Here is a 25,995-nt window from a genome sequence, read left to right as displayed (position 1 = left end):
CGGCGCGTGCGGACGCGGCGGAGCGGATGCCGCGGCTGCTGTCCGTACGAGCCACTACAAGTATGGTCTGCACGGCTGCCCACGGCACGCCCAGCCTTTCGGGAGGGGCCCTCGTGGAGCCGCGGCGCACCGGCGCGTCCGGCACCCCACCCCGCCGGGCCCGGCCACGCCGCTCCGGGCGGATCAGCCGATGCCGAACGCCCCGCCGGGCGGCACGGGCGACGGCACGGCGTCCGCGTCCTCGACGGGTCGCGCGGAACCGGTGAACTCCCGCACGGCCTCGCCGTGTTCGATCCGGGCGGGGAAGGCGTCCGCCGCGACCCTGCGGGCGAGCGCGGCGACGTCGAGCGGCCGGTGGGAGGCGAGCAGCACCGCGTTGCCGAACCGGCGGCCGCGCAGCACGCCCGGCTCGGCGATCAGCGCCAGCTCCTCGAAGACCTCGGCGAACGTGGCCAGTTGGGACCGCAGGAAGGGGAACGGCGCCGCGTCGGCGAGGTTGGCCAGATAGACACCGTCGGGCCGCAGGACCCGCTCGGCCTCGCGGGCGTAGGCGAGCGTGGTGAGGTGGGCGGGCACCCGGGAGCCGCCGAAGACGTCCCCGATCAGCACGTCGGCGAGGTCGTCCGGCGCGGCCTCCAGCCAGGCCCGGGCGTCGGCGGGATGCAGCCTGACACCCGAGTCCTCCGGCAGCGGCAGATACTCGGCGACCAGCTCCAGCAGCCCCCGGTCGGCCTCGACGACGTCCTGCCGGGAGCCCGGCCGGGTCGCGGCCACGTACCGCGGGAGCGTCAGCGCGCCCCCGCCCAGGTGCACCACGGCCAGCGCCCGCCCCGGCTCCGCCAGCGTGTCCAGCACGTGTCCCAGCCGCCGCGTGTACTCGAACTCCAGGTGCGTCGGCTCGTCCAGGTCCACGTACGACTGGGGCGCCCCGTCGACCGTCAGCAGCCAGGCCCGCTCCCGGTCGACGTCGGGCATCAGCTTGGCGGTCCCGTGATCGGTGGCACGCGTGACGGGTATCGATTCACTCACCCGACCATTGTGGGCACCGGCCGCCCTCCGCCGACACGGGGCGGCCCCGGAACCCGACACCGGCCGACGATGCCGCCCCGGCCGCCCCCACTCCTGGCGACGCCGGCCGCGGCACGCGGGGAGCCGGCCACTCCGAACCCAGCAGCCACCACACCCCCGAGACACGCGTCGCCGCACGCGGGGACGGCCGGCCTCCACGAGCCGGCCGTCCCCATGCGCCCTCCCCCGCTACTCCACGGCCGTCACGGTCCCCGCTCCGACGGTCCTGCCGCCCTCGCGGACGGCGAACCCGAGCCCCGGCTCCAGCGGTACCTCGCGCCCCAGTTCGACGGTCATCTCCACCGTCTCCCCAGGGCGGGCGACGGCCGCCACGCCGAGGTCGACATCGCCCACCACGTCCGCCGTGCGGATGTAGAACTGCGGCCGGTAGCCGGTGGCGATCGGCGTGCTGCGACCCCGTTCGCGCTCGGAGAGCAGGTACACCCGCGCGGAGAACCGCCGGGCGGGCACCACGCTCCCGGGCGCCGCGACGACGTGCCCGCGCCGGACCGCGTCGCGCGGCACCCCGCGCAGCAGCACCGCCACGTTGTCCCCGGCCTGCGCCTCCTCCATCGGCTTGCCGAAGGTCTCCAGCCCCGTGACGACCGTCTCGATCTCCGCGCCGAGCACCGAGACCCGGTCCCCCAGGCGGAGCGTCCCGCGCTCCACGGCGCCCGTGACGACGGTGCCCCGGCCGGTGATGGTGAGCACGTTCTCCACCGGCAGCAGGAACGGCGCGTCCAGATACCGCTCCGGCATCGGCACGTACGTGTCCACCGCGTCGAGCAGCGCCTCGACGGACGCCGTCCAGCGCGGGTCGCCGTCCAGGGCCCCGAGTCCCGAGACCCGTACGACGGGCACGGCGTCCCCCGGGTAGCCCTGCGCGGTGAGCAGCTCGCGCACCTCCAGCTCGACCAGGTCGGTCAGCTCCTCGTCGCCCGCGTCGGCCTTGTTGAGGGCCACGACGACGTGGTCGACGCCCACCTGACGGGCGAGCAGCACGTGCTCGGCGGTCTGCGGCATGATCCCGTCGAGCGCGGAGACGACGAGGATCGCCCCGTCGAGCTGCGCGGCGCCGGTGACCATGTTCTTGACGTAGTCGGCGTGGCCCGGCATGTCCACGTGGGCGTAGTGCCGGGTGTCGGTCTCGTACTCGACGTGCGCGATGTTGATGGTGATGCCGCGGGCGGCCTCCTCCGGAGCGCGGTCGATGCGGTCGAACGGCACGAAGGTGCCGGTGCCGCGCTCGGCGAGGACCTTGGTGATGGCGGCGGTCAACGTGGTCTTGCCGTGGTCGACATGACCCATGGTGCCGATGTTCAGGTGCGGCTTGGTGCGCACGTAGGCCGTTTTGGACATGGCTGTACCTCGAAGCCTCTGCTGTCGTGAGGGAACGCGGGACCCCGGGGGACTGGCCGACCCTCCCCCTGCGGGGTCCGCCGGACGATCCGGAGAGGGTCAGCTTCGGGCGCCGTCGACAGCGGCCGGGAGAGCGGGCACGGCAGCCTTCGGCGCATCCGCGACTGCGGATGCTGCCAGGAGGAAGGCGTACCGGAACATGTCGTCGATCATCGCCGACGGACCGTTCGGAGTCGAATGGTTTTCCGCGCGGCCGGGTTCAGGCCCCGATGTTCTTCAGCGCCTCACGGACCGTCAGCGGCGCGAACCGGCCCCGCTCCCGCGCCAGGAAGGACCGTACGGCTTCCGGATCGGTCTTGGCGTACTCGCGCAGGCACCAGCCGATGGCCTTGCGGATGAAGAAGTCAGGGTGGCCCGACTGGTGCAGGCAGTAGGCGAACAGGCGCTCCTGGTCGGTGCGTTCCTTGTACCGCAGCTGGTGGAGCAGCGCGGTGCGGGCCACCCAGAGGTTCTCGTCGAGGATCCACCGGTCCATCTCGGCGGCCGGCGCCGGGTCAGCGGCGGCCAGGGCCCCCACGACGTGCGCGGCGAGCAGGTCGACGGTGTCCCACCAGGGGACCGTGGTGACGAGGTGGCGCACCACCGGCAGGAAGTCCGGGGAGCAGCGGCCGACATGCCGGCGAAGGTAGTCGACGGCGAAGTAGTGGTACTCGCGTTCGGGCAGCGCCCAGCAGCGCAGGGCCAGCGCGGTGCAGTCGGACTGGTCGGGGCGGGGCGTGCCCGCCAGCACGGTCCGGGACAGGGCCCGGCGGTCCGGGGTCGGGATGCCCAGGAAGGGTGCGACGTCCTTCATGTACGCCCGCATCGCCGCCGCCCGCCCCGGGTCGGCGGCGGCCCCGTACACGGTGGTCAGCCGCGCCAGCAGGGCCTCGGCGAGGGCGCTGCGCGGCACCTCCGGCGGCGCAGGCTCCGTGACGGTCATGAGACGTACCATACGGCGATCACACCCGTGCGTCGGTTAGTGTCTCCGGATGCCCGATGCCACCAACCGCTCCGGGGGCACCGCGACGGTCTCCGCCCCGGTCGTCGCCGCGGAGCCGGCCGGATCCGCGGCCGTGTCCCTCCCGGCCCTGCCCGGCTCGGGGTTCGGCGCTCGCTGCACGCGGGTGCTGCTGTCCCCGTACGCCAGGCTGGCGCTGTTGCTCGCACTCCTGGCGGGTGGCGCCGCGTGCGTGCTGGCGTTCGAGCCGCAGCGGCTGCTGACACAGGGCTGGCCGCCGCAACTCGGCGGTGCCGCCGCGGCGCTGGTGTTCGGGGCGGCGTACGGTCTGTGCACCGTGGCGTTCGTGCCGCGCCCCCTGCTGAACCTGGCGGCCGGCGCGCTGTTCGGCTCGCAGGTGGGTCTGGCGACGGCGCTTGCGGGCACGGTGCTCGGGGCGGGCGTGGCCTTCGGGCTCGGCCGGGTCCTCGGTCAGGACGCGCTGCGCCCGCTGCTGCGCGGCCGTTGGCTGAAGGCGGCGGACGGGCAGCTCAGCCGGCACGGGTTCCGGTCCATGATGGCGGCACGGCTCTTCCCTGGGGTGCCGTTCTGGGCGGCGAACTACTGCGCGGCCGTGTCCCGTATGGGCTGGCTGCCGTTCCTGCTGGCCACGGCGCTCGGCTCGGTCCCGAACACCGCCGCCTACGCGGTCGCCGGCGCGCGCGCCTCGGCGCCGACGTCCCCCGCGTTCCTGATCGCGATGGCCTGCATCGCCGTACCGGCGCTGGTGGGCACGGTGGTGGCCTGGCGCAAGCGCCACCACCTGCGCGGCCGGTGACGGCTCAGACGCCTTCGAGGATCATCGCGTTGGCGAGTCCGCCCGCCTCACACATGGTCTGCAGCGCGTAGCGGGCGCCGCGCTCGCGCATCGCGTGCACCAGGGTGGTGGTCAGCCGGGTGCCGCTGGCGCCGAGCGGATGACCGAGGGCGATGGCGCCGCCGTGCACGTTGACCCTGGCGAGGTCGGCGCCGGTCTCCTGCTGCCAGGCGAGGACCACACTGGCGAAGGCCTCGTTGACCTCGAACAGGTCGATGTCGTCGAGCGCGAGTCCCGCCCTGCGCAGCACCTTCTCGGTGGCCGGGACGACGCCCGTGAGCATCAGCAGCGGGTCGGAGCCGGTGACCGCGAAGCTGTGCAGCCGGGCGAGCGGGCGCAGGCCGAGCCGGGCCGCGGTGTCGCTGGACGTGATCAGGACGGCGGCGGCTCCGTCGTTGACGGGACTCGCGTTGCCCGCGGTGACGTTCCACTCGATCTGCGGGAAGCGCTCGGCGAAGCCGGGGTCGTGGTAGGCGGGCCTGAGGCCCGCGAGGATCTCCGGGGTGCTGTCGGGGCGTACGCACTCGTCGCGGGCCACGCCGTCCAGGGGTGCCACCTCGGCGTCGAAGAGCCCGGCCTGCCAGGCGGCTGCGGCCCTGCGGTGGGAGGAGACGGCGAACTCGTCCATCCGCGCGCGCGTGAGGGACCATTTGGCGGCGATGAGTTCGGCGCTGATGCCCTGCGGGACCAGGCCCTCCGGGTAGCGCTCGGCGACGCCGGGCCCGAACGGGTCCTTGCCGGCGGGCACGTTGGACCACATGGGCACCCGGCTCATCGACTCCACGCCGCAGGCGACCACGAGGTCGTACGCGCCCGAGATGACGCCCTGCGCGGCGAAGTGCACGGCCTGCTGGGAGGAGCCGCACTGGCGGTCGACCGTGGTGGCCGGGACCGACTCGGGCAGGCCCGCGGCGAGGACGGCGTACCGCGTGGTGTTCATGGCCTGCTCGCCGACCTGGTCGACGGTGCCGCCGATCACGTCGTCGATCAGCTCCGGGTCGACCCCGGAGCGCTCGACCAGGGTCCGGAGCGTGTGGGCGAGCAGCTCCACGGGGTGGACGTGCGCGAGGGCGCCGTTCGGCTTGCCCTTGCCGATCGGGGTGCGTACGGCTTCGACGACGACTGCGTCTCGCATGGTGCGGCCTCCTGCCTGGACCGGGCTTCATGGGCGCGGCTACTAGTGAGTAGGAAATCCAAACCCACCATAGCTCGCCGAGTTGGAAAATCAAACCCTCCCTTAGACTGGGCCGCATGGCCGCCACGAAAGACCCGCGCCCCTGCTCCATCGCCGACGCCCTCGCGCTGGTCGGCGAGAAGTACTCCCTGCTGGTCCTGCGGGAGGTGTGCCTGGGCAACGGCCGCTTCGACCAGCTCGTGCGCAACATCGGCGCCCCGCGCGACATCCTGGCCGCCCGGCTGCGCCGGCTCGTGGACGCCGGGATCCTCACCAAGCGCGTCTACAGTGAGCGCCCCCAGCGCTTCGAGTACCGGCCCACACCGGCGGGCCTGGAGCTGGAACCCGTTCTGATGACCCTGAAGGAATGGGGCGACCGCCATCTGCGCCAGGGCGCCGACCTGCCCATGGTCGTCGAGCACTCCTGCGGCGACGAACTCGTCCCGGTGGTCACCTGCCGGGCCTGCGGCGCCCCCGTCCACCACGACGACCTGACCGCCCACCCCCAGGCGCCGGGCTGGACGGTGTCGGGCCCGACGGCGGCCTGAACCGGGACCCCAGCCGGGCGGAGCCGACCGACGGACGACGCCCTTTCGGACATCTTCCGGACTTCCGGCATCCTGCCTCCCACCTGCACAAATCCCGTACTGTCCCAGGCACTTGGCACATGCGCACAGCTGACATCGCGACCCCGGTGACCAACCCCATACGTTCTGCGTAGCCACGTGGTAGCGCTGTGTCAGTGCTTGCCCCTAGGCTGTTCCGCATGTCCCCCGATTCCATGCCCCCTGGTTCCGTGCGGTCTGCTGCCGAGGTGAACGAGCAGATCCGGGCGCTGTGGCTGCGTGCGGGCGGATCCCTGTCGGCCCAGGAGCGCGCGGAGTACGAGCTGCTGGTGGTGGAGTGGGCCGAGGCCATCCGCGAGACGGTCATCAAGGCGGCCTGAGCCGCCACCCTCGATCGGCCTCAGCCGGTGTGCGGCGCCGGTCGCCAGCAACGCCATGTCACCCGCTCCGAGTCGTAGCCGCACCCCCTCGTCCACGAACAGTTCGACCGGACCCCGTTCGGCGATGTACAGCAACCGCTCGCCCGACGCATGCCGGACATCAGTCCCTCCGGCCGCGTGGACAACGGTCAGCGCCTCGCCGCGCAGTTGGATCAGGTCGAGTACGTCGGACAGCGCGTCGACCGACGCGTCGAGCGGGGCGGCACAGTGTTCGACTGGATCACTCATACGTCCTCGGCCTTACGTCCCGTGCGGTGCTTGCGCCCCTGGTATCAGCGAAACGTCCGCGCCGAATCAGTGGATCGCACCCCGCGTGCCCGGCGCCGCCGCCTGGGCCTCTTCAGCCACAGTGCGACACAGCTCGGCAGCATGAAGAGCAGCCCCACCAGTGCCAACCAGGGCGGCCGACCGGAGAAGTCGCCCACGAGGAGCACGATCCACCCCACCAGAAAGGAGAGGGGCGCCCACCCGCCGAAAACGATCACACGTCGCCGAGCCATGTCCCCCCTGCGGATCGAGCCCGCTTCCCGCGGCCGGCACAGGATCGCCGCCCCCGACACCCCGGTCAAGCCTTTCTCGCGGCGTCCGGCCGGCACCGGCGGCCGAGGTCTGCCGAGTCCTGGCGCAGGGCTGCGGCGACGAGGCCTTCGAACGCCTCGCGCGGCGGTTCCCCCCCGGACACCAGTGCGTCGAAGACCAGCCCGTCGATGCAGGTCAGCAGGGTGTGCGTGCGGTTCTCGACGTCGGTCACGCCGTGTCCCGCGAGGAACGACCGCACGGCCTCGCGGCCGGCGTTCTCGCGGGGTACGAGGATCTCGCGCAACTCCGGGTCGCGCACGCTTTCGACGGCGCAGGCGTAGCGGGCGAGCGAGCGGCGGCGGCCCTCGCCGGTGAGCCGCTGCCGGGCGAGCAGCGTCATGCCGTCGACCAGTTCCCCGGCGGTGCGGATCGGTGCGAGCCGCTCGGCCGTCACCTGCAGCTCCGTCTGGTCGAGTTGGACCAGGCGTGTGACGAGCGCGGTGAGCAGCGCGGCTCGGGTGCGGAAGTACGCCGACGTGGTGCCGGGCGGCATGGCCGCCCTGCGGTCGACCGCCCGGTGGGTCAGTCCGCGGACCCCCTCGTCGGCGAGTACGTCGAGAGCCGCGTCCGCGAGGAGGGTGCGCCGTTCCGTAGCCATGGCCCTTTTCTACACCTGTAGTACTAGGATCGCTCCTCTACAGATGTAGAAGAACGGGGTGGGTCATGAGCAGCACGGCAGTGGTCGTCGGAGGGGGCATCGGCGGACTGGCCGCCGCGATCGGTCTGCGCCGCATCGGCTGGGACGTGACGGTCGTCGAGCGCGCGCCCGTGCTCGCCGACACCGGGGCCGGCATCTCCCTGGCCGCCAACGGCCTCCGGGCGCTGGACGAACTCGGCGTCGGCGAGGCGGTGAGGAAGGCGTCGCGGGGCCAGTACAGGGGCGGCACCCGCACACCGGAGGGCCGCTGGCTGACCAGGATGGACGGCACGGCGCTGGAGAAGGCGGTGGGCACACCGATCATGGGTGTCCCCCGCGCCGCCTTGCACCGGCTGCTGCGCGAGTCCCTGCCCGCCGGGACGCTCCTGATCGGCCGCGAGGTGGACTCGGTCGAGCAGACCGGCGCCGGGAAGGTCCGAGTCGGCTGTGGGGACACGACCCTGGACGCCGATGTGGCGGTGGCGGCCGACGGCATCGGCAGCAGAGTCCGCGGACTTCTCTTCCCACACCACCCCGGCCCGGTCTACAGCGGCTCGACGGTGCTGCGCGCCATCACCGGGCAACCGGTCGAACTGCGCACCGACTTCGAGCTGACCTGGGGGCACGGCGCCGAGTTCGGGCACGTCGCCCTCTCGGACGGGCGCGCCGAGTGGCACGCGGTCCTCAACCTCTGCGCAGGGACGCGGTTCGCCGACCCCCTGGCCGAACTGCGCCGACTGTTCCACCACTGGCACGACCCGATCCCCGCCCTGCTCGACGCGACCCGGACCGACGCCGTGCTGCACCACGACGTCAACGAGCTCCGGGCACCGCTCCCCTCGTACACGGCCGGCCGGATCGCGCTGCTCGGTGACGCGGCGCACGCGATGACCCCGAACCTGGGACAGGGCGCCTGCCAGGCGCTGGAGGACGCGGTCACCCTGGCCGCCGCACTCGCCGCCGAGCCCGACGTCGGGGCCGCACTGGCCCGGTACGACGCCGAGCGCCGCCCACGCAGCCAGGCGGTTGCCCGGGCCGCACGGCAGGCCGGACGGATGGGCCAGCAGCTCTCGCACCCACTGGCGGTGGCCCTGCGGAACACCGCGATGCGCATGACGCCCTCCCGCGCCGCCACCCGCATGATCCTTCGGCACCACTCCTGGGTCCCACCGAAGTTGGGCTGAACGGATTCGCACCGGGGCCCCCGCACGGACGACCCGCGGGCCGGCCTGTCCCACACTCGGCTGACCTGCAGAGATGGCCGATCAAGTTGGGCTCGCCCCGTAGATGTACGAGACAGTCATCGCTGGATAGAGTCGTTCCGTCACAACTGGTTGTGGGGACAACCGGAGCGCGTTCCTGGGGAGGGCCTGCAGCACATGAGTCGCCGCTCTAACGGCTTGGTCGGCGTCTGGGCCGAGATGCAGAGGCAGCAGCAGCGCCAGGTGGAGGCCGAAGCCAGACGACAGAGGCAAGAGGCACAGCAGGCACGTGCCTACCAACGGCGAGCCGCCCAGGACTACCGCGAGTACCGGCAGGCGGAGGCGCTGCGTCGCACTCAGGAACTGGACGCGCAGGTCACGGCGCTGCAAAGCCTGCTCGCCTCGGGCTGCCAGGCCCCGGCGTTCCGGGCTTCGTCCCTCATCCGCCCCGAGGACGTCGAGCCCTTCTCCCCGGGACCGCTGGCACAGCCCGTGACCATGCCGGACTTCAGTCAGTACGCGGCGCAGAGCGGGTGGACCGCCGGTCGCCGCGCTCAGGCCCAGGCCGACGCCCGGGCCCGCTTCGAGCGGGACTGGCACGCGGCCCAGGCGGCGGAGGCGCGGCGGCGGCAACAACTGGCGTCGTACCAGCGGGACTACCAGGGGTGGGCCGACGCCCGGCTGGCAGAAATACGGCAGCACAACGCCGGCGTCATCGAACTGACCGAAGGAGTCAGGCGCCGCGATCCCGATTCCGTGGTCGAGTACTTCTCCGCCGCCCTCTACGCCTCGAAGGCGTGGCCCGAGGGGTTTCCCCGTCAGGTGCAAGCGGCCTACGACGCGGCGGCCGGACAGCTGGTGCTGGACTGGGAGATGCCCGCCTTCGACGTCGTTCCCGAGATCAAGTCCGTCCGCTACATGTCCGGCGCGGACCAGGACAAGGAGACCCTTCGCCCGGCAGGCCAACGGCGGTCCCTGTACCGGGATGTCCTGGCGCAGTGCATGCTGCTCGTGCTGCACGAACTCTTCGCGGCGGACGAGCCGGGGGCGCTCGAGTCCGTGACCCTGAACGGGTTCCTGGACGGACACGACCCTACGACGGGCCGACCGGGCCACATCTGCCTGGCAACCGTCATGGCTCCCGGTGCCAGGTTCCGCGACCTGCACCTGGCACAGGTCGACGCCGGCAGCTGCCTTGCCGACGCGCTGCGCGGGCAGCTCTCGGCCCGCCCCGACCAGCTCGTGCCGGTGCGGCCGGGCCGCCGGCCCCAGGAGGTCGGAAACCGCGTCGTCACACACGGCGGCGACGAGGACCCAGACCTGTACGAGATGGATCCGATCGCGTTCGAGAACCTCGTGGCCGATCTCTTCCGCGCCATGGGGATGCAGGCGGTCACCACTCAACGCTCCAACGACGGCGGAGTGGACGTCGACGCGCTGGATCCGACGCCGATCCGGGGCGGCAAGATCGTCGTACAGGTGAAGCGCTACCGCAACACGGTGCCGCCCACCGCCGTCCGCGACCTGTACGGCACCGTGCAGGACGCCGGCGCCAACAAGGGCGTCCTTGTGACGACCTCGAAGTTCGGCCCCGGCTCACACACGTTCGCCAACGGCAAGCCGCTGGAACTGATCTCCGGAACCCAGCTCGTCGACCTGCTGCACCGCCACGGCCTGCGGGGGCGCCTCGGCGACCGAGCCCCTCGACAGGCCGCACAGCCGACGCCGACGGTTCCGGACACGCGACTGCCCGGCGACTACAACGTCCTCGGCATGTCGTGGACCGGAAGCGTCGCCCTGGACGTGTGCGCTCTGGTCTGCCGTGGCGACCGGGTCCTCAGCGACGATCACTTCGTCTTCTTCAACAACCCGCGGACGCCGGATGGTTCGGTCCGTGCCCTCCCCGCCACCGCACCCGACAAGGCGGCGCTCTGCGTGTCCTTCGACGCGTTGCCGGACGAGGCGGACCGGCTGGTACTCGTGGCCGCCATCGACCCGGAGGTGAACCCGGACGCCGATCTCTCCCGCTTCACGGATGCCCGCATCCGTCTGCTCGACCCGAGGCTCACCGAGTTGGGACGACTCGACGTCTCCGACGGCCGGGCGCACGAAACCGCCCTGGTGCTAGGCTCGTTCCGCCGCCGGGCGAACGGGGACTGGGACTTCGTCCTGGGCGGCAGGGGTTACGCGGGTGGCCTGGAGGAGCTCCTCCAGGACTTCGGCATCGAGGTTCACTGAGGCGGCGAGCACCGCTCGGTGATCCGCATCAAGCCGGCCGCAGTGGGCATCCGGTGCCGACGCGCGTGGCCAGGTCGGCCCGCAGGGAGGTCAGTTCGGCAATTCGGCTGTCGATGACCTGAAGCTTCTCCTCGAAGAGCAGGGACAGCGCTTGTGCGGTGTCCGGCGCCTCGCGCAATGCCTCGCAGTTCCGCGCGATCTCCGCCAGGGAGAAACCGAGTGCCTGCGCGGTCCGGACGTACTGGAGCCAGACCACCGTCTCGGGCGGGAAGTCGCGGTAACCGTTGGGCAGACGCCGGCCTGTGACAAGACCGACCTTCTCGTAGAACCGGATCGTGTCCCTGCTCACGCCCGCCTGTGCGGCGAGCTCACCGATGCGCATGCCCCTCCCTCGGACACCGGGCTTGACCTTGGAGCGTGCTCCACTGTCTAGCGTGAGGCGTCGCCGTCACGAGACCAGCAGGAGCCTCGTCGTGAACCGTCTTCGCACCCCCGCCCGCCCAACCTACCTCCGCGTCGTACGCGCGAGCGGCTGGTACGACCTGGTCGTCACCGCCGGTTTCGCAACGCCGTGGACCTATGCCCTGGTACACGACACGCTGTCCTCGTGGGGCGGTGCCCTCGGGCTCGGCGCTCTGCCCGAACTCGACCCCTGGCAGGTCCTGTTCGCCAATCTGATGGGCTCGGTGGTGGTCGTCTGGGCCGTCCTGCGCATCGTCAGGCCGCTGCCGGAGCACGGACTGTTCGACGGCATCGCGCGTACCCTGTTCGCGACGTGGCAGGCGTACGCACTGGCCCACGGCGTGTCGCGGCTCCTGTGGCTCTTCTTCGGCGTCGAGGTGGCGTTCGGCGTCCTCCAGCTCGTGCCGTGGAGAGGGGGCCGAGACCCGGACCTCGCAGGCGACGACGCGGACCCGGCCGACGGGACGCCCGCTCGCCGGTGGACGCGCGGAGCCGGTCGCCGCCGGACTCGTCTCCCCGGATCCGGCTGATCACCGATCGCCGCCGCCGGGGCCGTGTCCGGCGTCGCGGGTCCACAGGGACAGGTCGCTGCTCGTCGCTACGGCGAGGGTCCGTCCGGAGGGCGAGAATCCGGCGGCACGGAGTTCGGAGTAGTCGGAGTGGAAGATGTGCCACCAGCGCTCCCCGTGCGGACCGGAGTGCGGCAATCCGCCGTCGCGCGAAAGCAGTACCCGCTCGTTCGGCCAGGCCGGGGCAACGACCTCCAGTTTCCAACCGCCTTCGCCCGTGGTGTGCAGTCCTCCGCCGAAGAGCCCGGAGACACGCACCCTGATTCCCGCTGCCGGTCCCAGTCCGGGACACGACACAGCGGGATCCGCCTCGGCGCCGCTGTCCTCGGGGTCAGGGTCACGATCCCGCGCGATCTTCTCGCCCGTCACGGCGTCGAAGAGACCATGACCGTCGTGCGAGACGACCATCACCAGGTCCCGGCCGGTACCGGGGTGCGAGGCGAAGCCGATCCCGAGAAGTCCGCCGACCGGGGCGTAGGCGATGCGCCGCCACGGCTCGGGCGCCGGCACGACCGGGGCTTCGAGAAGCCTCTGCCGCATCGCCCGCTGGTACGGGGAGAGCTCCGGTTCAGGTGCCGGCTTCCCGGCGGGAGGTTCGTTCGTCGTCCACTTCGTCACGCATCCATGATCCATGCTTCGCCGGGGCGGCCCGAGACGGCACGGATCACCCGCCGCGTATGAGTTGTCTCGGTCAACTCTTCTCGATCGACGGCCTGTTGCACGCAGGTGCCCATTCCGGGACACGGATGCCGGGGAAGCGGTGCGGGCCGTCCGCCGTATTCGCGTCACAAGTGGCGGCCGCGATCGCCGACTTGGACAGCACGCCTTGCCGGGGGGCCGGCCGGAGTCCCCCTGTCCACTGGTGTCGGCGCGCCGTTTCGGAAAGGCTGCGGCACATGGACTGGATGCCCTTGCTCTCCACACTGGCCGGTGCCGCCATCGGCATAGCGGCAACCCTGATCGCCGATCGCAGCCGGTGGCAACGGGAAGAGGTCAGGCACGCGCTCGAAATACGGCGCGAGGTGTACACCGTGTTCGTCTCCGCCCTCAAGGCCGCGGGTGAGGAGATACGGGCCGTCGCCCTGGGCGATCACCTGTCCGCCTCGGCACGTGACGCGGCCGTGCGGGAGGCTGTCCGCGGCACCGGCATCTACACGGCGAGTGAACGCCTTTGGCTCGTGGGTCCGCCGCAGGTCGTGGCGGCGGGGAACGAGGCGTTCCACGGCTTGCGCGCGCTGCGCGACGCCTACGCCCGGGGGGTGGAGGTCGGATCCGCCGAGGAAGCGCCCCTGATAGCCCGGCGACGCGCGGCCATGGCCGAGATGCGGCACGTCATGCGTGAGGACCTGGGGATCGGACCGCTGGGCATCGAGTGATCGTCACCGCTCCGGCCCCTGAATCGCCGCCTCGCATCTTCCGGGGAGACCCCGCCGCGGGCACCGGCGTGACTCCAGGGACCCCGAGCCGCCGGCGGCGACGGGCGTGCGTCCGGCGATGCCGGCACGCTCCCCGTTCGGGTCATCCGGCGTGCCGCCGTTTGCGGAAGGGCCGACTGTGAGAACGGGCGGCCCGCGTCGCCGACCGTTGTCCTGCCCTGTCACATGGCCGATGGCCTGGCCTCGCCTACGCTGGAGCTTGTGATGAGCCCGTCCGTGACACATCTGGCCGTCATCTGCGACTGGCCGCTGCTCCAGCTCGGTCTCACGCAGGCCCTCCAGGCGCAACCGGACATGAGGATCACGACGCTCGCCACGTGCGTCGACGAGTTCACCCTCGAAGCGGCCGACGTCGAGGTGATTCTCCTGATCAACCTGCAGTCCCGCGATCAGGTGACCTCCCGCCACGTGGCTCGGCTGTACCGGCAGGGGCACGCCGTCATCGTGATATCCGCGTCGGGCGCACAGTCCGATGCCGTCCTGTGCATCAAGGCCGGCGCTCGCGGATATCTAAGCCGACAAACCGATGCCTCCGAGTTGGTCACGGCCGTGCGCGCCGTCGCCTCGGGAAGCGACTATTTCGGTGCGAGCCTCGCCGGGCGCAGCATCCCGGCACCCCCTCCGCACATCACCGGCCGAGAGAGACAGATCCTGCAGTTCGTTGCCGATGGCGCAACGGATCGCGAGATCGCCGCGAAGTTGAACATCGCCGAAAACACGGTTCACACGCACCTGGAGCGGCTGCGGAGAAAGAGCGGTTCTCGCCGCAGGACGGAACTCACCCGATTCGCTCTGGAGAACGGGATCATCGGGGGCGATCTCCTGGAGTGACTACGGGGCCGTCGGAACCGAGTCCGGACGAATGTCGTTCAGGCTGTTGACGATGACGACGGAAGAAGGATGCGCGGGCGCGGGGACCTGGATCAGCATGGGGACATAGACCATCTGCCCGTGCCGGAACTCCGCTTTCGCCGAGAGGCGGTAGCAGACAGGGGCTTCGGGGTTGCTCGACGTCGCATAGCACCGGAGTACTGAATTCGCTCCGGTCGGGACGGTTCCCTCGGTCGCCGATGCGTCCCACGCGCCGGCCGCGAGGCACGCGACGGCAGCGGCTGCGAGGAGGGCACTTCGCACGGCTGCTCTGGCCAATTTGCATCACTCCAAAGCGACGAGTGATCGGCACCTCGCGGAGGTGTGACCTCCGCGAGGTGCCGACTCTTCTGGAGACCCTTCAACGGTCAGCCCTGGGTCCCACCTTGCGTGTTGCCGGTGCCGCCCTGGGTACCGCCCTGGGTGTTGCCGGTCCCGCCACCCTGCGTGCCGCCCTGGGTGTTGCCGGTTCCGCCACCCTGGGTTCCACCCTGGGTGTTACCACGGCCGCCACCCTGGGTTCCACCCTGAGTGTTGCCCGTGCCGCCACCCTGGGTTCCACCCTGGGTGTTGCCCGTGCCGCCACCCTGCGTACCGCCCTGGGTGTTACCGGCGCCGCCCTGGGTCCCGCCCTGGGTGTTACCGGCGCCGCCCTGGGTCCCGCCCTGGGTGTTACCGGCGCCGCCCTGGGTTCCACCCTGAGTGTTGCCACGGCCGCCACCCTGGGTTCCACCCTGGGTGTTGCCCGTGCCGCCACCCTGGGTTCCACCCTGGGTGTTGCCCGTGCCTCCACCCTGGGTTCCACCCTGAGTGTTACCGGCGCCACCCTGCGTACCGCCCTGGGTGTTGCCCGTGCCTCCACCCTGCGTACCGCCCTGGGTGTTGCCGCGACCGCCACCCTGGGTTCCACCCTGAGTGTTGCCCGTGCCGCCACCCTGCGTACCGCCCTGGGTGTTGCCCGTGCCGCCACCCTGCGTACCGCCCTGGGTGTTGCCCGTGCCTCCACCCTGCGTACCGCCCTGGGTGTTACCGGCGCCGCCCTGGGTACCGCCCTGGGTGTTACCAGTGCCGCCACCCTGCGTACCGCCCTGAGTGTTGCCGCGACCTCCACCCTGCGTACCGCCCTGGGTGTTACCGGCGCCACCCTGCGTACCGCCCTGGGTGTTACCGGCGCCACCCTGCGTACCGCCCTGGGTGTTACCAGTGCCGCCACCCTGCGTACCGCCCTGAGTGTTGCCGCGACCGCCACCCTGGGTTCCACCCTGGGTGTTGCCACGACCGCCACCCTGCGTACCGCCCTGGGTGTTCCCGGGCTTGGGCGGCCTGGGCTTCTTGTTGCAGTTGCGCTTGCACGGCTTGTCCGGGAGCAGGCGGTGTGCCTGTGTACCGTTGCCGACGTGCACCTGAGTTGCTGAGACTGTGCCCGTCGGTGCGGGCGCCGCCGAGGCAGGGGTACCGATGGTGAGAATTCCTCCCACCATTGCCGCCGACGCTATCGCGGTCGCAATCTGCTGCTTCTGGCGTTTCCGCACGAGCCTGCTCCTTTCTCCCAACACAATTGTGTCTACTGTCGCTTTCAGGGATTCATGCGTCGGAATGATGGAAAATGGAGTCCGGTCATCTGGGCGCAGGGCCGACCCTCAGAACCTCTTTTTCGTGTAGCTTTCTTGAGCTTCCATTTTTTCCGTCGCGGGCAGCTACAGAAGGTCACTCCACGCATTGGACGGGCTACCTATTCAGAGAAGGAGGCTGCTCGCTGCACTTGGATCCCGCCCGGTTGGCCCTCAAAGCCACCACGACACACGAGGCGGGGCAGTACTTATGCTCCCCTCGTGTTACGGCGTCGTCAAATCAAGTCGAACCCGAAATAGATCTAGCGTCTGCACTTGTAGTCAGAAATGACTACAGGCGGCCCGCGGAAATATTCAGGACGCGATCACGCAGAACGGGGAGTTCGGAGCGGACCCCGGCGATCCGGGCCAGGTCCAGGTCCACCGTCACCGTCTCCTCGGCGGTACCGGCCTCGCCCAGGACGTCTCCCCAGGGGTCCACGACCACACTGTGTCCGCCCTGCCGCATTCCGCCGTGGGCGCCCGCCGCGCAGCAGGCGAGGAGGAAGACCTGCTCCTCCAGGGCCCGTGTGCGGGTGAGCAGCCGCCAGTGGCCGAGGCGTGCCGCGGGCCATGCGGCGGGAACCACGATCAGCTCCGCTCCTTCGTCGAGCAGGGCCCGGAAGAGTTCGGGGAAGCGGAGGTCGTAGCAGATGGCGAGGCCGATCACGCCGAACTCGCTGGGCACGGTGACGATGTCGCGGCCGCCGCCCATCATGGTCGCCTCGCCGGTGTCGAAGCCGTACCGGTGGATTTTGCGGTAGCTGGCGCGCAGCTCACCGCTCCGGTCGAAGAGGAGAGCGGTGTTGTAGAGCGTCCCGTCGCCGTCCCGCTCGACGACCGACCCGGCGTGGAGCCACACTCCGGCCCGGCGGGCCGCCGCGGACATGACCTCGGCCGTGGGGCCGTCCACCGCCTCCGCATCGCGTCCCCAGCCGTCGTACGACCAGGCGCCGGCCGTCCACAGCTCCGGCAGGACGGACCACCAGATCGTCGCCCGCGCGGCCGTGGACGAGCGAAGCCGCCCTGCGGCGGCGCTCGTCGGCGGAGTCCGCCGAGTCCACGGACAGCTGTATCAGTGAGGCACGCATCGCCGTCACCTCGGACCGTCCGTACACGGTCCGAGGGAATCCGTTCCTTTCGAGCGTAGGGAGCCCCGGGGACATCGCGCGTCCCGTGCGCACCCCGCCCTGCGCGGTCGGCCGGTCCGCGGGCCGGGCGTCCGCCGTACCACTGAATTTCACCGCACGCCTCTTGGCTCCGCCCGCCCCGTGCCCAACACTGTGCCGATGACGCAGCGTGCCGAGCTGGCGACCGTGATGGACCGGATGGCCGTGGACGAGCTGATCACCGCGTACGCGGTGGCGGTGGACGACGGCGACTGGGCCGAGTACCGGAAACTGTTCACGACGGACGGGCGGGCCGACTACCGCTCCGCCGGCGGCATCGAGGGCGGGGCCGGACAGGTCGCGGGATGGCTCGAGGACAACCTGGCGCTGTTCGGCGTGCGGCAGCATCTGATCGTCAACCGCCGGGTGCGGTTCGGCACCCTGGAGCACGACACCGGGGACACCGCGCGGGTCCGGGCCGACTACTTCAACCCGATGCGCCTCTCGAACGGCAACGGTTCCGCCGCCCCGGACCTGGAGTGCGGCGGCCGGTACGACTTCGGGCTGCTGCGCACGCCCGAGGGCTGGCGGCTGCGCGAGGTCGTCGTCCAGGAGAAGTGGCGGCGGATGCCGCACCGGACGACCGCAGGGGCGGACTGAACCGGAGGGCCTCTGTCGTAGATCGCTCCCGGCGCGCACACTGGAGCCAGCCCGGGGTAGGGAGGGTCCGTATGAGGACGATCGACCATTGGCTGACCTCTCCCTGGCGACGCTCCACCACCGCTGCCGTCGCGGGCGCCCTGCCCGTGTTCGCCTTCCCGGCGCCCTCGCTGTGGTGGTTCGCGTACATCGCCCTGGTTCCCTGGATCCTGCTGGCCCGTTCCGCGCCGACCGGCAGGCGCGCGGCGTACGACGGCTGGTGCGGAGGCTTCGGGTTCATGGTGGCCGTGCACCACTGGCTGCTGCCGAGCCTCAACGTGTTCATCTTTTTCATAGGCGCCTTGCTGGGCCTGCTCTGGGCGCCCTGGGGCTGGCTGGTGCGCCGGTTCCTCGGCGGGACGCCCCCACCCGGCCGGTGCGCCGCCGCGCTGCTCGTGCTGCCCTCGGGCTGGCTGGCGATCGAACTGGTCCGCTCCTGGCAGGGGCTGGGCGGTCCCTGGGGCATGCTCGGCGCCAGCCAGTGGCAGGTGGGCCCCGCGCTGCGGCTGGCCTCGGTCGGCGGGGTGTGGCTGCTCAGCTTCCTGGTGGTGGCCGTGAACGTGGCGGCCGCCGTGCTGGTGTCCGTGCGCGAGTCCCGGGTGCCGGCGGTGGCCTCGCTGGTCGCCACGGCCGCCGCGACCTCGGCCGCGTGGGCGTGGGCGCCCCGCCCGGACGTCGACGGCCGGACCCGGATCGCGGTCGTCCAGCCGGGGATCGTGGACGGGCGGGACAGCGGCGAGCAGCGCTTCGACCGCGAGGAGCAGCTGACCCGGCAACTCGCCGGACAGCACGTCGGCCTGGTGGTCTGGGGCGAGTCCAGCGTCGGCTTCGACCTCGCCCACCGTCCCGACCTGGCCCGGCGGATCGCCGCCCTGTCCCGCGAGACCGGTGCGGACGTGCTGGTCAACGTGGACGCCCGCCGCGCCGACCGGCCCGGCATCTACAAGAGCTCGGTACTGGTCGGACCGGACGGACCGACCGGTGAGCGCTACGACAAGATGCGCCTCGTGCCCTTCGGCGAGTACATACCGGCGCGCTCCCTCCTCGGCTGGGCCACCTCGGTCGGCAAGGCGGCCGGCGAGGACCGCAGGCGCGGCACCGAGCAGGTCGTGATGAACGTCGGGCACGGGCTGCGGGTCGGCCCGCTGATCTGCTTCGAGACCGCGTTCCCGGACATGAGCCGGCACCTCGCCGAGGACGGCGCGGACATCCTCCTCGGCCAGTCCTCCACCTCGACCTTCCAGGGCAGCTGGGCGCCTGAGCAGCACGCCTCGCTGGCCGCGCTGCGCGCCGCCGAGACCGGCCGCCCGATGGTGCACGCGACCCTCACCGGCGTCTCCGCGGTGTACGGGCCGGCCGGGCAGCGGCTCGGCCCGTGGCTCGGCACCGACGCGAGCACCGCGCGCGTCTACGACCTACCGCTCGCGCACGGCGTCACACCGTACGTGCGGTACGGCGACTGGCCGGTGCACGGCGCCCTGCTGGTGCTGGCCGCGCTGTGCGCCACCGAGGGCGTGCGGGCGCTCAGGCTGCGCCGGAACGGTCCTGAACCGCTCGCACCATCCGCTCGCACAGTTCGTGAGTCGCCAGCGCGTCCCGGGCGCTGAGCACCTTCCCGGCGCGCACGGCGTCGAGGAAGGCGAGCACCGCCTGCTCGATGCCGCGCTGCCGGGCCACCGGCACCCAGTCCCCGCGCCGGCGCAGCGTCGGCTGGCCCTTGTGGTCGATGACCTCGGCGAGGTTGACCACCTGGCGCTTGGTGTCCTGACCGGAGACCTCCAGGATCTCCTCCGCGGAGCCGCTCAGCCGGTTCATCACACCGAGCGCGGTGAAGCCGTTCCCGCCGAGCTGGAGCACCACGTGGTGCAGCAGCCCGTCCTCCACGCGGGCGCGGACGGTCACGTCGTCGACCGGCCCGGGCGCCAGGAAGCGCAGGGTGTCGGCGACGTGGATGAAGTCGTCCAGGATCATCGAGCGGGGTTCCTCGGGCAGCCCGATCCGGTTCTTCTGCATGAGGATCAGCTCGCGGGGGTGGTCCAGGCACTGGGCGTACCCGGGGGCGTACCGCCGGTTGAATCCGACGAAGAGGGAGACGCCCCGCCGCTCGGCGAGGCTCACCAGCCGTTCGGAGTCGGCGAGTTCGTAGGCGAGTGGCTTGTCCACGTACGTCGGGACGCCGGCCTCCAGCAGCCGGGTGACGATGTCCGGGTGGACGGTGGTGGGCGCGTGCACGAAGGCCGCGTCGAGGCCGGCGGCGAGCAGCGAGTCCAGGCTGTCGTGCCGCTGCTCCCGGGACAGGTGCAGGGAGTCGGCGACCCGGGCGAGGGTCGCGGGCGTCCGGGTCTGCAGATGGAGCTCGACCTCGGGCCTGCTGCCCAGCACCGGCAGATACGCCTTCCGCGCGATGTCCCCGAGTCCGATGCAGCCGACCTTCACGTGCTCTCCCCTGGCGCTTGCCCGCGTGTGCTTCCCCGGCAGCATACGGGGGCCGCCGGCCGGCGACGCCGTCGAAGCCGCGGGGGTGGAGCGCGGGCCCGGCCTCCGACCCGCGGGGTGCCTGCGGGTGGCGGCGGGCGTCATCACGGGCACCGGGAAACCCTCCGTACGGGCAACGAGATCACCCGTGCGGGGCACGGACCTCCGCTCTCCCGTGCCGAGCGGGTGGCCGACCCATCATTGTTGCGCGGGTGCATCTGAAGACGACCACCGCAGCGCTCCTGGTCACCGTGGCCGTCTCGGCCCTCTCCGGCTGTGTGACCGTACAGAGCCGGGCGACGCCCGCGCCGTCCCTGCCCGGCGGCAGGGCGCCGTTGCTGCCGACGGCGCCCCGGCCGGACGGCAGCACCGAGCCGCGGGGGGTGCAGGCTCCGGCCCGGGAGGCGCTCCAGATGGTCGGCCCGTCCAAGCACCCGGAGCACTCGGCGTCGCCGTCGGCACCTCGCCCGCCCGCCGCCCCGCCGGCGGCCGGGCGCCGGGCACCGGCCCCGGCGGCGCCGTCGCACCCCCGCTCGCGCGCGCACCGCCCCCGGCATGCGGACGCCCATGTCCCGGACCTGCCGCGGTCGGCTCCGAAGGCGCCGGACGTGTGCGCCCTCGGCAAGCAGTACGGCGGCTGGCGCAGGGACAGCCCGGAGGCGGTCATCTGCGAGGAGGCGTACGGCCACTGACACGCCTCGCCGACGCGGCGAGAGTGCGTGCACGGCGTCGCGCGGCAGACGGAAATGGTCAGACAGGCCCTAGCGCTGCCGGGGTGGCCCCCACGGCTCCCCGTCCGCCGTCCCGCCCTCCCCGCCCTGCCCCAGCCGCAGCTCCAGTCGGCCGATCGCGGCCCGGACGCCGTCGCCGTAGCCGTCGTCCGCGAGGGAGCCGGCGGCGGTGCGGGCGTGGCGGAGGTGGCTGCGGGCGGCCTCGGGGCGGCCCAGCTTGACGTAGTCGGCGGCCAGGTTGAGGTGCAGGGAGGGGAGGAATCCCCGGACACCCCCGGGGTCGCCGTCGGCCAGTTCCCGGGCGGCCGAGAACGCCCGCAGGTCCCAGGCGAGTTCGTCCTCCGGGTCGTCCTGGGTGTCGGCGAGGTAGTGGGCCAGGGTGCAGCGGTGCAGCGGGTCGCCGTCCTCGCCGATCTCCGCCCACAGGCCGAGGAGACGGCTGCGGGCCTCCTCCCGGTCGCCACCGTGGTGCAGCATCACGACCTGCCCGATCCGCGTCAGCACGGCATCCGGTGCCGTCCGTTCCCGTCGCTCCGCCACCGCGTCCTCCGGCCGTCGTCCGCTGTCTGCTCCCGACGCTAACCGGAGGCATGCGCAATCCCGGTCAGGCGGCCCCGGACGGCACGGCGCCCGAATCCGGGGGTGGGAGCCGGAGCCGCTCGGGTACTCGCCTCCGGACAGTAGACCCACGTAACGGAGGCACACTGATGAGCACGGTCAAGGAAACGGTGGAAGTCGACGTGCCGGTCCACACCGCCTACAACCAGTGGACGCAGTTCGAGTCGTTCCCGGAGTTCATGGAGGGTGTCGAGGAGGTCCGGCAGCTCGACGACCGCCACAACCACTGGACGACGAAGATCGGCGGAGTCCGGCGGGAGTTCGACACAGAGATCGTCGACCAGCTTCCCGACGAGCGCATCACGTGGCGCACCACCGACGGTGACACGGCCCAGCGGGGCAGCGTCCGGTTCCAGCGCGTGGACGACATGCACACCCGGGTGGAACTCGTCATGGACATCGAGCCCAGCGGGGCCGCCGAGAAGACCGCGGACATGGCCGGCTTGCTCGACCGGCGTGTGAAGGGCGACATGAAGCGCTTCAAGAAGTACATCGAGGAGCGCGGCGGAGAGTCCGGCGCGTGGCGCGGACGCATCAGCCCGGCCGGCTAGCCGCACGGCCCCGGGACGACCGCCCGCCCGGCAGCGTCACACCGGGCAGCGGCAGGTCCGGCGACGCACGGGTCCGGCAGCGCCCGGGTCCGCCCACGCGTACGTGGCGGGCCCGGGCGCACGCTCAGGCGCGGCCCGTGAGCCCCGTACTGCGCAGGCGTTCGGGCACCGCCCACCACTGGTCGGGGCGGTCCACGACGGGGGCTTCCGGGCCGGCCTCGCCGTATCGGGCCAGGCGCAGGAGGTAGGCCGCGATGCCCGCGGCTCCCTGCATCCAGGCCGTGCCGGGCGGCAGCAGCGGCGGGTCCTCGCGGTGTTCGACGAAGCGCCAGCGGGCGCCCCTCGCGTCCCTGACGGCGCGCTCCAGCAGCGCGTCGCCCATCCTGTGCGCCGCCCGCAGCAGCGTCTCGCCTCTCAGGGGGTCATCGCAGTCCTGGGCCGCGTCCAGCAGCACGTCTCCGACCCCCGCCGTTCCGCAGCAGCGGCCGTCGTTGTCCCAGAAGCCGGGACGCAGGCGCTCCGGCACCCCGGACGTGAGGATCGAGGTCAGGCAGCGCTGCCGCAGCTCGCCGACCTCGAAGCCCGCCACCTCCCTGACCCCCGCGTGCGACAGCGCCGCGAACAGGTGCGAGGTGCCCGCCGGACCGTGGCACCAGGTGTACGTCACCGGTTCGACCTCCCGTCGCGAGGGCGGGATCGTGTGCGGGACGACGAGGCCGCCGCCGTCGAGCGAGCCCACCGACAGGACGTGCCGGGCCCCCTCGACCGCTGCCTCGACGAAGTCGGGCCGGTCCAGCGCGGTGCCCGCCACCGCCAATGCGGCCGCGACCCCGGCGGTGCCGTGCGAGTAGTTCGGCGCCTTCGACTCGCTGCGCGGCGTCATGCCCCAGTCCAGGCCCGCCTCCGTGCGCTCCGCCGCCCGCAGCAGGGCCTCGCCGCCCGTCGTCGCGATCTCCTTCGTGAACGCGCTGTTCGCCCAGACCGCCGTCATCACCACGCCCGCGGTGCCCATGACGACGTCGGTGAGGGGCGCGTCGGAACCCGGTTCGAAGTCGAGCGTGGTCCGCCATCCCTCGTCGGTGGCCAGCTCGGCCAGCCGTCGCAGCGCGGTCGTCTCGGTGCCCGGGGCGAGCAGCCTGAGCGCCATGGCGTCGCCCGCGAGGCCGTCGTACAGGGACGGTTCCGTCGTCTCCCCGGCCTGGGCCGACAGCCTGGTCACGATGCCGGTCGCCAGGGCCTGTTCCCGCGCGTTCAGCTCCCGGTACCGCGCGATCTCGGCGAGCACCGGGGCGAGGCCGGCGATCCCCGCGTACAGCGAGTCGCGGTCCTTCGCGGGTGCCTCCGCCGCCGGGCCGTCCTCCGGGACCGCCTCCGGCAGCCACGGACCCTCGTCCTCGCGCACCTGGTCCAGCACCCATGACCAGGCAGCCTCGCCCACGTCCCGATACGCGTCGCTCCTCAGCATCCGGCCCACGCTACAGCCCGCCGGAGGGCCGCGGGATCCGGAGCGGCGCCGCGTGCCCGTCAGAGCCGGAACAGCCTCGCCGCGTTGCCGTGGCAAACCGCCCGCAGCCAGTCCTCGCCGAGCCCGAGCCGCTCCAGGGCCTGGAGCTGGTGCAGGTAGGGGTAGGGGATGTTGGGGAAGTCGGTGCCGAACAGGACGCGGTCGCCGAGCGCGGCGAGCCGGGGCAGGGCACGGCGCGGGAACGGCATGAACCCCTCGGAGAAGTCGGTGAACGCCATCGTGGTGTCCAGCCGCACCTGCCCGAAGCGCTCGGCGAGGCCGAGGAAGTCCTCGTACTCGGGCATGCCCATGTGCGCGACGATCAGCCGCAGTTCCGGGTGGCGCGCCAGCACGCGGGCGATGGGTTCGGGGCCGGTGTGCTTGCCGGGCGCGGGCCCGGAGCCGCAGTGGATCACCACGGGGATGCCGGCCTCGGCCAGGATCCCCCAGGCCTGCTGGAGAAGTGCGTCGGCCGGGTCGTACGCCCCCACCTGCACATGCGCCTTGAAGACCCGAGCGCCCGCCTCGACGGCCTCGCGGACGTAGGTCTCGACGCCCGGCTCGGGGAAGAGGGTGGCGGTGTGCAGGCAGTCGGGGGTGCGGCGGGCGAAGTCCGCCGCCCATCCGTTCAGCCAGCGGGCCATGCCGGGTTTGTGCGGGTAGAGCATCGAGGTGAAGGCCCGGACGCCGAACTGCCGGAGCAGGGCCGCCCGTTCCGCCTCCTCGTGCCGATAGGTGATCGGCCACTCGAGTCCACCGGTCAGCGGTCCGAGCGCGTCGAAGTAGCCCCACACCTTGTGCAGCACGCGTTCGGGCATGAAGTGCGTGTGGACGTCGACCAGTCCGGGGAGGCCGAGCCGTTCCCAGAAGCGGCGGACCTCCTCGGCCTCGGGCGTCACGATCTGTGGGGGCGCACTCTCCAGTGCCTCGGCGACCAGGTCGTGGATCAGGTACTCCCCCGGTGAACGGTTCTCCTTGAGCCGGTGCAGCGTCGTGGGGCCGAACCAGCCGTAGGCGGAGTGCTTCGTCCACTCCAGCTCCGGGTGGTCGAGGTCCCCGTCGACCTCGACCAGGTAGTCGGCCTCGTGCCGTACTCCGGCGCCGTCGTCGCCGGTCCAGGTGGAGACGCCCAGCAGCCGGCGCACGCGGCGCAGCCGCCAGCCGGTCTCCTCCCGGATCTCGCGGGCCAGGGCGGCGAGCAGCGGTTCACCCGGCTCGACGTGTCCGCCGACGATGTCCCAGCAGTCGGGGAAGAGTCGCCGGCCGGGGCCGCGTCTCTGGGCGAAGGCCTCACCGCGGTCGTTCAGGATCACCGCGCCGACGGTCCAGTTCTCACCTTCCGCGGGCACCGGAATCTCGACGCCCGCTTCCACCGCGATGTGGGGATCGTCCATTGGCATGAGCGTCAGCTTAGGGGGCGGTCCCACGCACCCCGCGGACACGTCCGCACCCCGCGGCACGTCCACGGCCTCCCGGGGCCCGGCTCGATCGGCCCGGGCCCCGGCGTCCGTTCAGCCCAGGTCGGGGATGCGCCAGTCGATCGGCTCGTGCCCCTGGCGGGCGATGCCCTCGTTGATCTGGGTGAAGGGGCGGGAGCCGAAGAACTTCTTCGCGGACAGCGGCGAGGGGTGCGCGCCCTTGACGACCACGTGCCGGGTCTCGTCGATCAGCGGAAGCTTCTTCTGGGCGTAGTTGCCCCACAGGACGAAAACCGCCGGGTCGGGCCGGTCGGCCACCGCACGGATGACGGCGTCGGTGAACTTCTCCCAGCCCTTGCCCTTGTGCGAGTTGGCCTCGCCGGCCCGGACGGTGAGCACCGCGTTGAGCAGCAGGACCCCCTGCCCGGCCCACGGCATCAGGTAGCCGTTGTCGGGGACGGGCAGTTCCAGCTCGGCCTGCATCTCCTTGTAGATGTTGCGCAGCGAGGGCGGGGTCTTCACACCCGGGCGGACCGAGAAGCACAGGCCGTGGCCCTGGCCCTCGCCGTGGTACGGGTCCTGTCCGAGGACGAGGACCTTCACCCGCTCGTACGGCGTCGCGTCCAGCGCCGCGAAGACCTCCTCGCGCGGCGGGTAGACGGGACCCTTCGCCCGCTCGTCCTCGACGAACTCGGTCAGCTCCTTGAAGTAGGGCTGCTGCAGCTCGTCGCCCAGAACCCCGCGCCAGGACTCGGGCAGCATGGCGATGTCGGTCACGTCAACGTCCTCACGATGTCAATCAACTACGGCCTGCACTTCCAGGG

25 protein-coding genes and 3 pseudogenes are annotated in these 25,995 nt (G+C 72.0%); 13 read left to right on the top strand and 15 right to left on the bottom strand.

Going from position 1 to position 25,995, the window contains the following annotated elements; all coding sequences use genetic code 11:
• Positions 1–183 precede the first annotated feature (183 nt).
• The 3 genes from ACZ7FF_RS16240 to ACZ7FF_RS16230 form a co-directional block, all read right to left on the bottom strand.
• Positions 184–1,029 (bottom strand): spermidine synthase, encoded by an 846-nt coding sequence (locus ACZ7FF_RS16240; protein WP_470812839.1) that lies wholly within the window; start codon positions 1,027–1,029, stop codon positions 184–186.
• 228 nt (positions 1,030–1,257) lie between these two features.
• Positions 1,258–2,427 (bottom strand): elongation factor Tu, encoded by a 1,170-nt coding sequence (gene tuf / locus ACZ7FF_RS16235; RefSeq protein WP_470812838.1) that lies wholly within the window; start codon positions 2,425–2,427, stop codon positions 1,258–1,260.
• Between the two features lie 259 nt (positions 2,428–2,686).
• Positions 2,687–3,409, bottom strand: a complete 723-nt coding sequence (locus ACZ7FF_RS16230; RefSeq protein WP_470812837.1) for a DNA alkylation repair protein — start codon at positions 3,407–3,409, stop codon at positions 2,687–2,689.
• 49 nt (positions 3,410–3,458) lie between these two features.
• On the opposite strand from ACZ7FF_RS16230, the gene ACZ7FF_RS16225 reads away from it, so the two are divergent.
• On the top strand, positions 3,459–4,244 hold the full coding sequence (locus ACZ7FF_RS16225; RefSeq protein WP_470812836.1) for a TVP38/TMEM64 family protein: 786 nt from the start codon (positions 3,459–3,461) through the stop codon (positions 4,242–4,244).
• 4 nt (positions 4,245–4,248) lie between these two features.
• On the opposite strand, the gene ACZ7FF_RS16220 is transcribed toward ACZ7FF_RS16225, so the two are convergent.
• Positions 4,249–5,418, bottom strand: a complete 1,170-nt coding sequence (locus tag ACZ7FF_RS16220; protein WP_470812835.1) for a thiolase family protein — start codon at positions 5,416–5,418, stop codon at positions 4,249–4,251.
• A 116-nt stretch (positions 5,419–5,534) separates the two neighbouring features.
• Between ACZ7FF_RS16220 and ACZ7FF_RS16215 the strand changes: the two genes are divergently transcribed.
• Both ACZ7FF_RS16215 and ACZ7FF_RS16210 read left to right on the top strand, forming a co-directional pair.
• Positions 5,535–6,005, top strand: a complete 471-nt coding sequence (locus tag ACZ7FF_RS16215; protein WP_470812834.1) for a winged helix-turn-helix transcriptional regulator — start codon at positions 5,535–5,537, stop codon at positions 6,003–6,005.
• 218 nt (positions 6,006–6,223) lie between these two features.
• The gene (locus ACZ7FF_RS16210; protein WP_470812833.1) at positions 6,224–6,403 is read left to right on the top strand and encodes a hypothetical protein; all 180 of its coding nucleotides are present in this window, start codon (positions 6,224–6,226) and stop codon (positions 6,401–6,403) included.
• Positions 6,404–6,430: 27 nt separating this feature from the next.
• Here the strand turns inward: ACZ7FF_RS16210 and ACZ7FF_RS16205 are convergent.
• Both ACZ7FF_RS16205 and ACZ7FF_RS16200 read right to left on the bottom strand, forming a co-directional pair.
• Positions 6,431–6,691 (bottom strand): annotated as a pseudogene (locus ACZ7FF_RS16205) (cupin domain-containing protein); the annotation flags it as partial.
• A 337-nt stretch (positions 6,692–7,028) separates the two neighbouring features.
• A complete protein-coding gene (locus ACZ7FF_RS16200) occupies positions 7,029–7,640 on the bottom strand; it encodes a TetR/AcrR family transcriptional regulator (RefSeq protein WP_470812832.1) in 612 nt (203 codons plus the stop codon).
• A 65-nt stretch (positions 7,641–7,705) separates the two neighbouring features.
• Between ACZ7FF_RS16200 and ACZ7FF_RS16195 the strand changes: the two genes are divergently transcribed.
• Complete coding sequence (locus ACZ7FF_RS16195; RefSeq protein ID WP_470812831.1) at positions 7,706–8,863, top strand: FAD-dependent monooxygenase; 1,158 nt, start codon at positions 7,706–7,708, stop codon at positions 8,861–8,863.
• Between the two features lie 195 nt (positions 8,864–9,058).
• Positions 9,059–11,119, top strand: coding sequence for a restriction endonuclease (locus tag ACZ7FF_RS16190; protein ID WP_470812830.1), 2,061 nt, complete (start codon positions 9,059–9,061; stop codon positions 11,117–11,119).
• A gap of 28 nt (positions 11,120–11,147) precedes the next feature.
• On the opposite strand, the gene ACZ7FF_RS16185 is transcribed toward ACZ7FF_RS16190, so the two are convergent.
• Positions 11,148–11,501, bottom strand: a complete 354-nt coding sequence (locus tag ACZ7FF_RS16185; protein ID WP_470812829.1) for a MerR family transcriptional regulator — start codon at positions 11,499–11,501, stop codon at positions 11,148–11,150.
• A 91-nt stretch (positions 11,502–11,592) separates the two neighbouring features.
• On the opposite strand from ACZ7FF_RS16185, the gene ACZ7FF_RS16180 reads away from it, so the two are divergent.
• Complete coding sequence (locus tag ACZ7FF_RS16180; protein WP_470812828.1) at positions 11,593–12,111, top strand: hypothetical protein; 519 nt, start codon at positions 11,593–11,595, stop codon at positions 12,109–12,111.
• Here ACZ7FF_RS16180 and ACZ7FF_RS16175 read toward each other — a convergent pair whose 3' ends face one another.
• A complete protein-coding gene (locus ACZ7FF_RS16175; protein WP_470812827.1) occupies positions 12,112–12,768 on the bottom strand; it encodes a hypothetical protein in 657 nt (218 codons plus the stop codon).
• Positions 12,769–13,046: 278 nt separating this feature from the next.
• On the opposite strand from ACZ7FF_RS16175, the gene ACZ7FF_RS16170 reads away from it, so the two are divergent.
• The 3 genes from ACZ7FF_RS16170 (at position 13,047) to ACZ7FF_RS16160 (ending at position 15,871) form a co-directional block, all read left to right on the top strand.
• A complete protein-coding gene (locus ACZ7FF_RS16170) occupies positions 13,047–13,526 on the top strand; it encodes a hypothetical protein (protein WP_470812826.1) in 480 nt (159 codons plus the stop codon).
• A gap of 276 nt (positions 13,527–13,802) precedes the next feature.
• Positions 13,803–14,417 carry a LuxR C-terminal-related transcriptional regulator gene (locus ACZ7FF_RS16165; protein WP_470812825.1) on the top strand — a complete coding sequence of 205 codons (615 nt, stop codon included), beginning with the start codon at positions 13,803–13,805 and terminating at the stop codon, positions 14,415–14,417.
• Between the two features lie 377 nt (positions 14,418–14,794).
• Complete coding sequence (locus ACZ7FF_RS16160) at positions 14,795–15,871, top strand: hypothetical protein (RefSeq protein WP_470812824.1); 1,077 nt, start codon at positions 14,795–14,797, stop codon at positions 15,869–15,871.
• A gap of 487 nt (positions 15,872–16,358) precedes the next feature.
• Here the strand turns inward: ACZ7FF_RS16160 and ACZ7FF_RS16155 are convergent.
• A pseudogene (locus ACZ7FF_RS16155) lies at positions 16,359–17,157 on the bottom strand (carbon-nitrogen family hydrolase).
• Positions 17,158–17,355: 198 nt separating this feature from the next.
• Here ACZ7FF_RS16155 and ACZ7FF_RS16150 point away from each other — a divergent pair.
• The gene (locus tag ACZ7FF_RS16150) at positions 17,356–17,835 is read left to right on the top strand and encodes a nuclear transport factor 2 family protein (RefSeq protein WP_470812823.1); all 480 of its coding nucleotides are present in this window, start codon (positions 17,356–17,358) and stop codon (positions 17,833–17,835) included.
• Between the two features lie 71 nt (positions 17,836–17,906).
• Positions 17,907–19,481: an apolipoprotein N-acyltransferase gene (gene lnt, locus ACZ7FF_RS16145; protein ID WP_470812822.1), complete on the top strand. Its 1,575-nt coding sequence runs from the start codon at positions 17,907–17,909 to the stop codon at positions 19,479–19,481.
• On the opposite strand, the gene ACZ7FF_RS16140 is transcribed toward lnt, so the two are convergent.
• Complete coding sequence (locus ACZ7FF_RS16140) at positions 19,399–20,310, bottom strand: Gfo/Idh/MocA family protein (protein ID WP_470812821.1); 912 nt, start codon at positions 20,308–20,310, stop codon at positions 19,399–19,401. The genes lnt and ACZ7FF_RS16140 overlap by 83 nt on opposite strands.
• 251 nt (positions 20,311–20,561) lie before the next feature.
• Between ACZ7FF_RS16140 and ACZ7FF_RS16135 the strand changes: the two genes are divergently transcribed.
• Positions 20,562–21,041: a hypothetical protein gene (locus tag ACZ7FF_RS16135; protein WP_470812820.1), complete on the top strand. Its 480-nt coding sequence runs from the start codon at positions 20,562–20,564 to the stop codon at positions 21,039–21,041.
• A gap of 69 nt (positions 21,042–21,110) precedes the next feature.
• Here ACZ7FF_RS16135 and ACZ7FF_RS16130 read toward each other — a convergent pair whose 3' ends face one another.
• Positions 21,111–21,620: a hypothetical protein gene (locus ACZ7FF_RS16130; RefSeq protein ID WP_470812819.1), complete on the bottom strand. Its 510-nt coding sequence runs from the start codon at positions 21,618–21,620 to the stop codon at positions 21,111–21,113.
• Between the two features lie 167 nt (positions 21,621–21,787).
• On the opposite strand from ACZ7FF_RS16130, the gene ACZ7FF_RS16125 reads away from it, so the two are divergent.
• Positions 21,788–22,249 (top strand): SRPBCC family protein, encoded by a 462-nt coding sequence (locus ACZ7FF_RS16125; protein WP_470812818.1) that lies wholly within the window; start codon positions 21,788–21,790, stop codon positions 22,247–22,249.
• Between the two features lie 124 nt (positions 22,250–22,373).
• Here the strand turns inward: ACZ7FF_RS16125 and ACZ7FF_RS16120 are convergent, their stop codons facing one another.
• The 4 genes and pseudogenes from ACZ7FF_RS16120 to ung all read right to left on the bottom strand — a co-directional run bounded on the left by ACZ7FF_RS16120 (position 22,374) and on the right by ung (position 25,948).
• The gene (locus ACZ7FF_RS16120) at positions 22,374–23,714 is read right to left on the bottom strand and encodes a lanthionine synthetase LanC family protein (protein ID WP_470812817.1); all 1,341 of its coding nucleotides are present in this window, start codon (positions 23,712–23,714) and stop codon (positions 22,374–22,376) included.
• 59 nt (positions 23,715–23,773) lie between these two features.
• Entirely contained in the window at positions 23,774–24,676 is a 903-nt protein-coding gene (locus ACZ7FF_RS16115) for an amidohydrolase family protein (RefSeq protein ID WP_470813089.1), read from the bottom strand.
• Between the two features lie 51 nt (positions 24,677–24,727).
• A pseudogene (locus ACZ7FF_RS16110) lies at positions 24,728–25,147 on the bottom strand (NUDIX hydrolase); the annotation flags it as partial.
• A 117-nt stretch (positions 25,148–25,264) separates the two neighbouring features.
• Complete coding sequence (gene ung, locus ACZ7FF_RS16105; protein ID WP_470812816.1) at positions 25,265–25,948, bottom strand: uracil-DNA glycosylase; 684 nt, start codon at positions 25,946–25,948, stop codon at positions 25,265–25,267.
• Positions 25,949–25,995: the final 47 nt, after the last annotated feature.

It is taken from the genome of Streptomyces sp. NPDC037126 (assembly GCF_055605965.1).
Note: the sequence above shows the minus strand (reverse complement) of the source record. Positions and strands in the feature narration are given on the sequence as shown.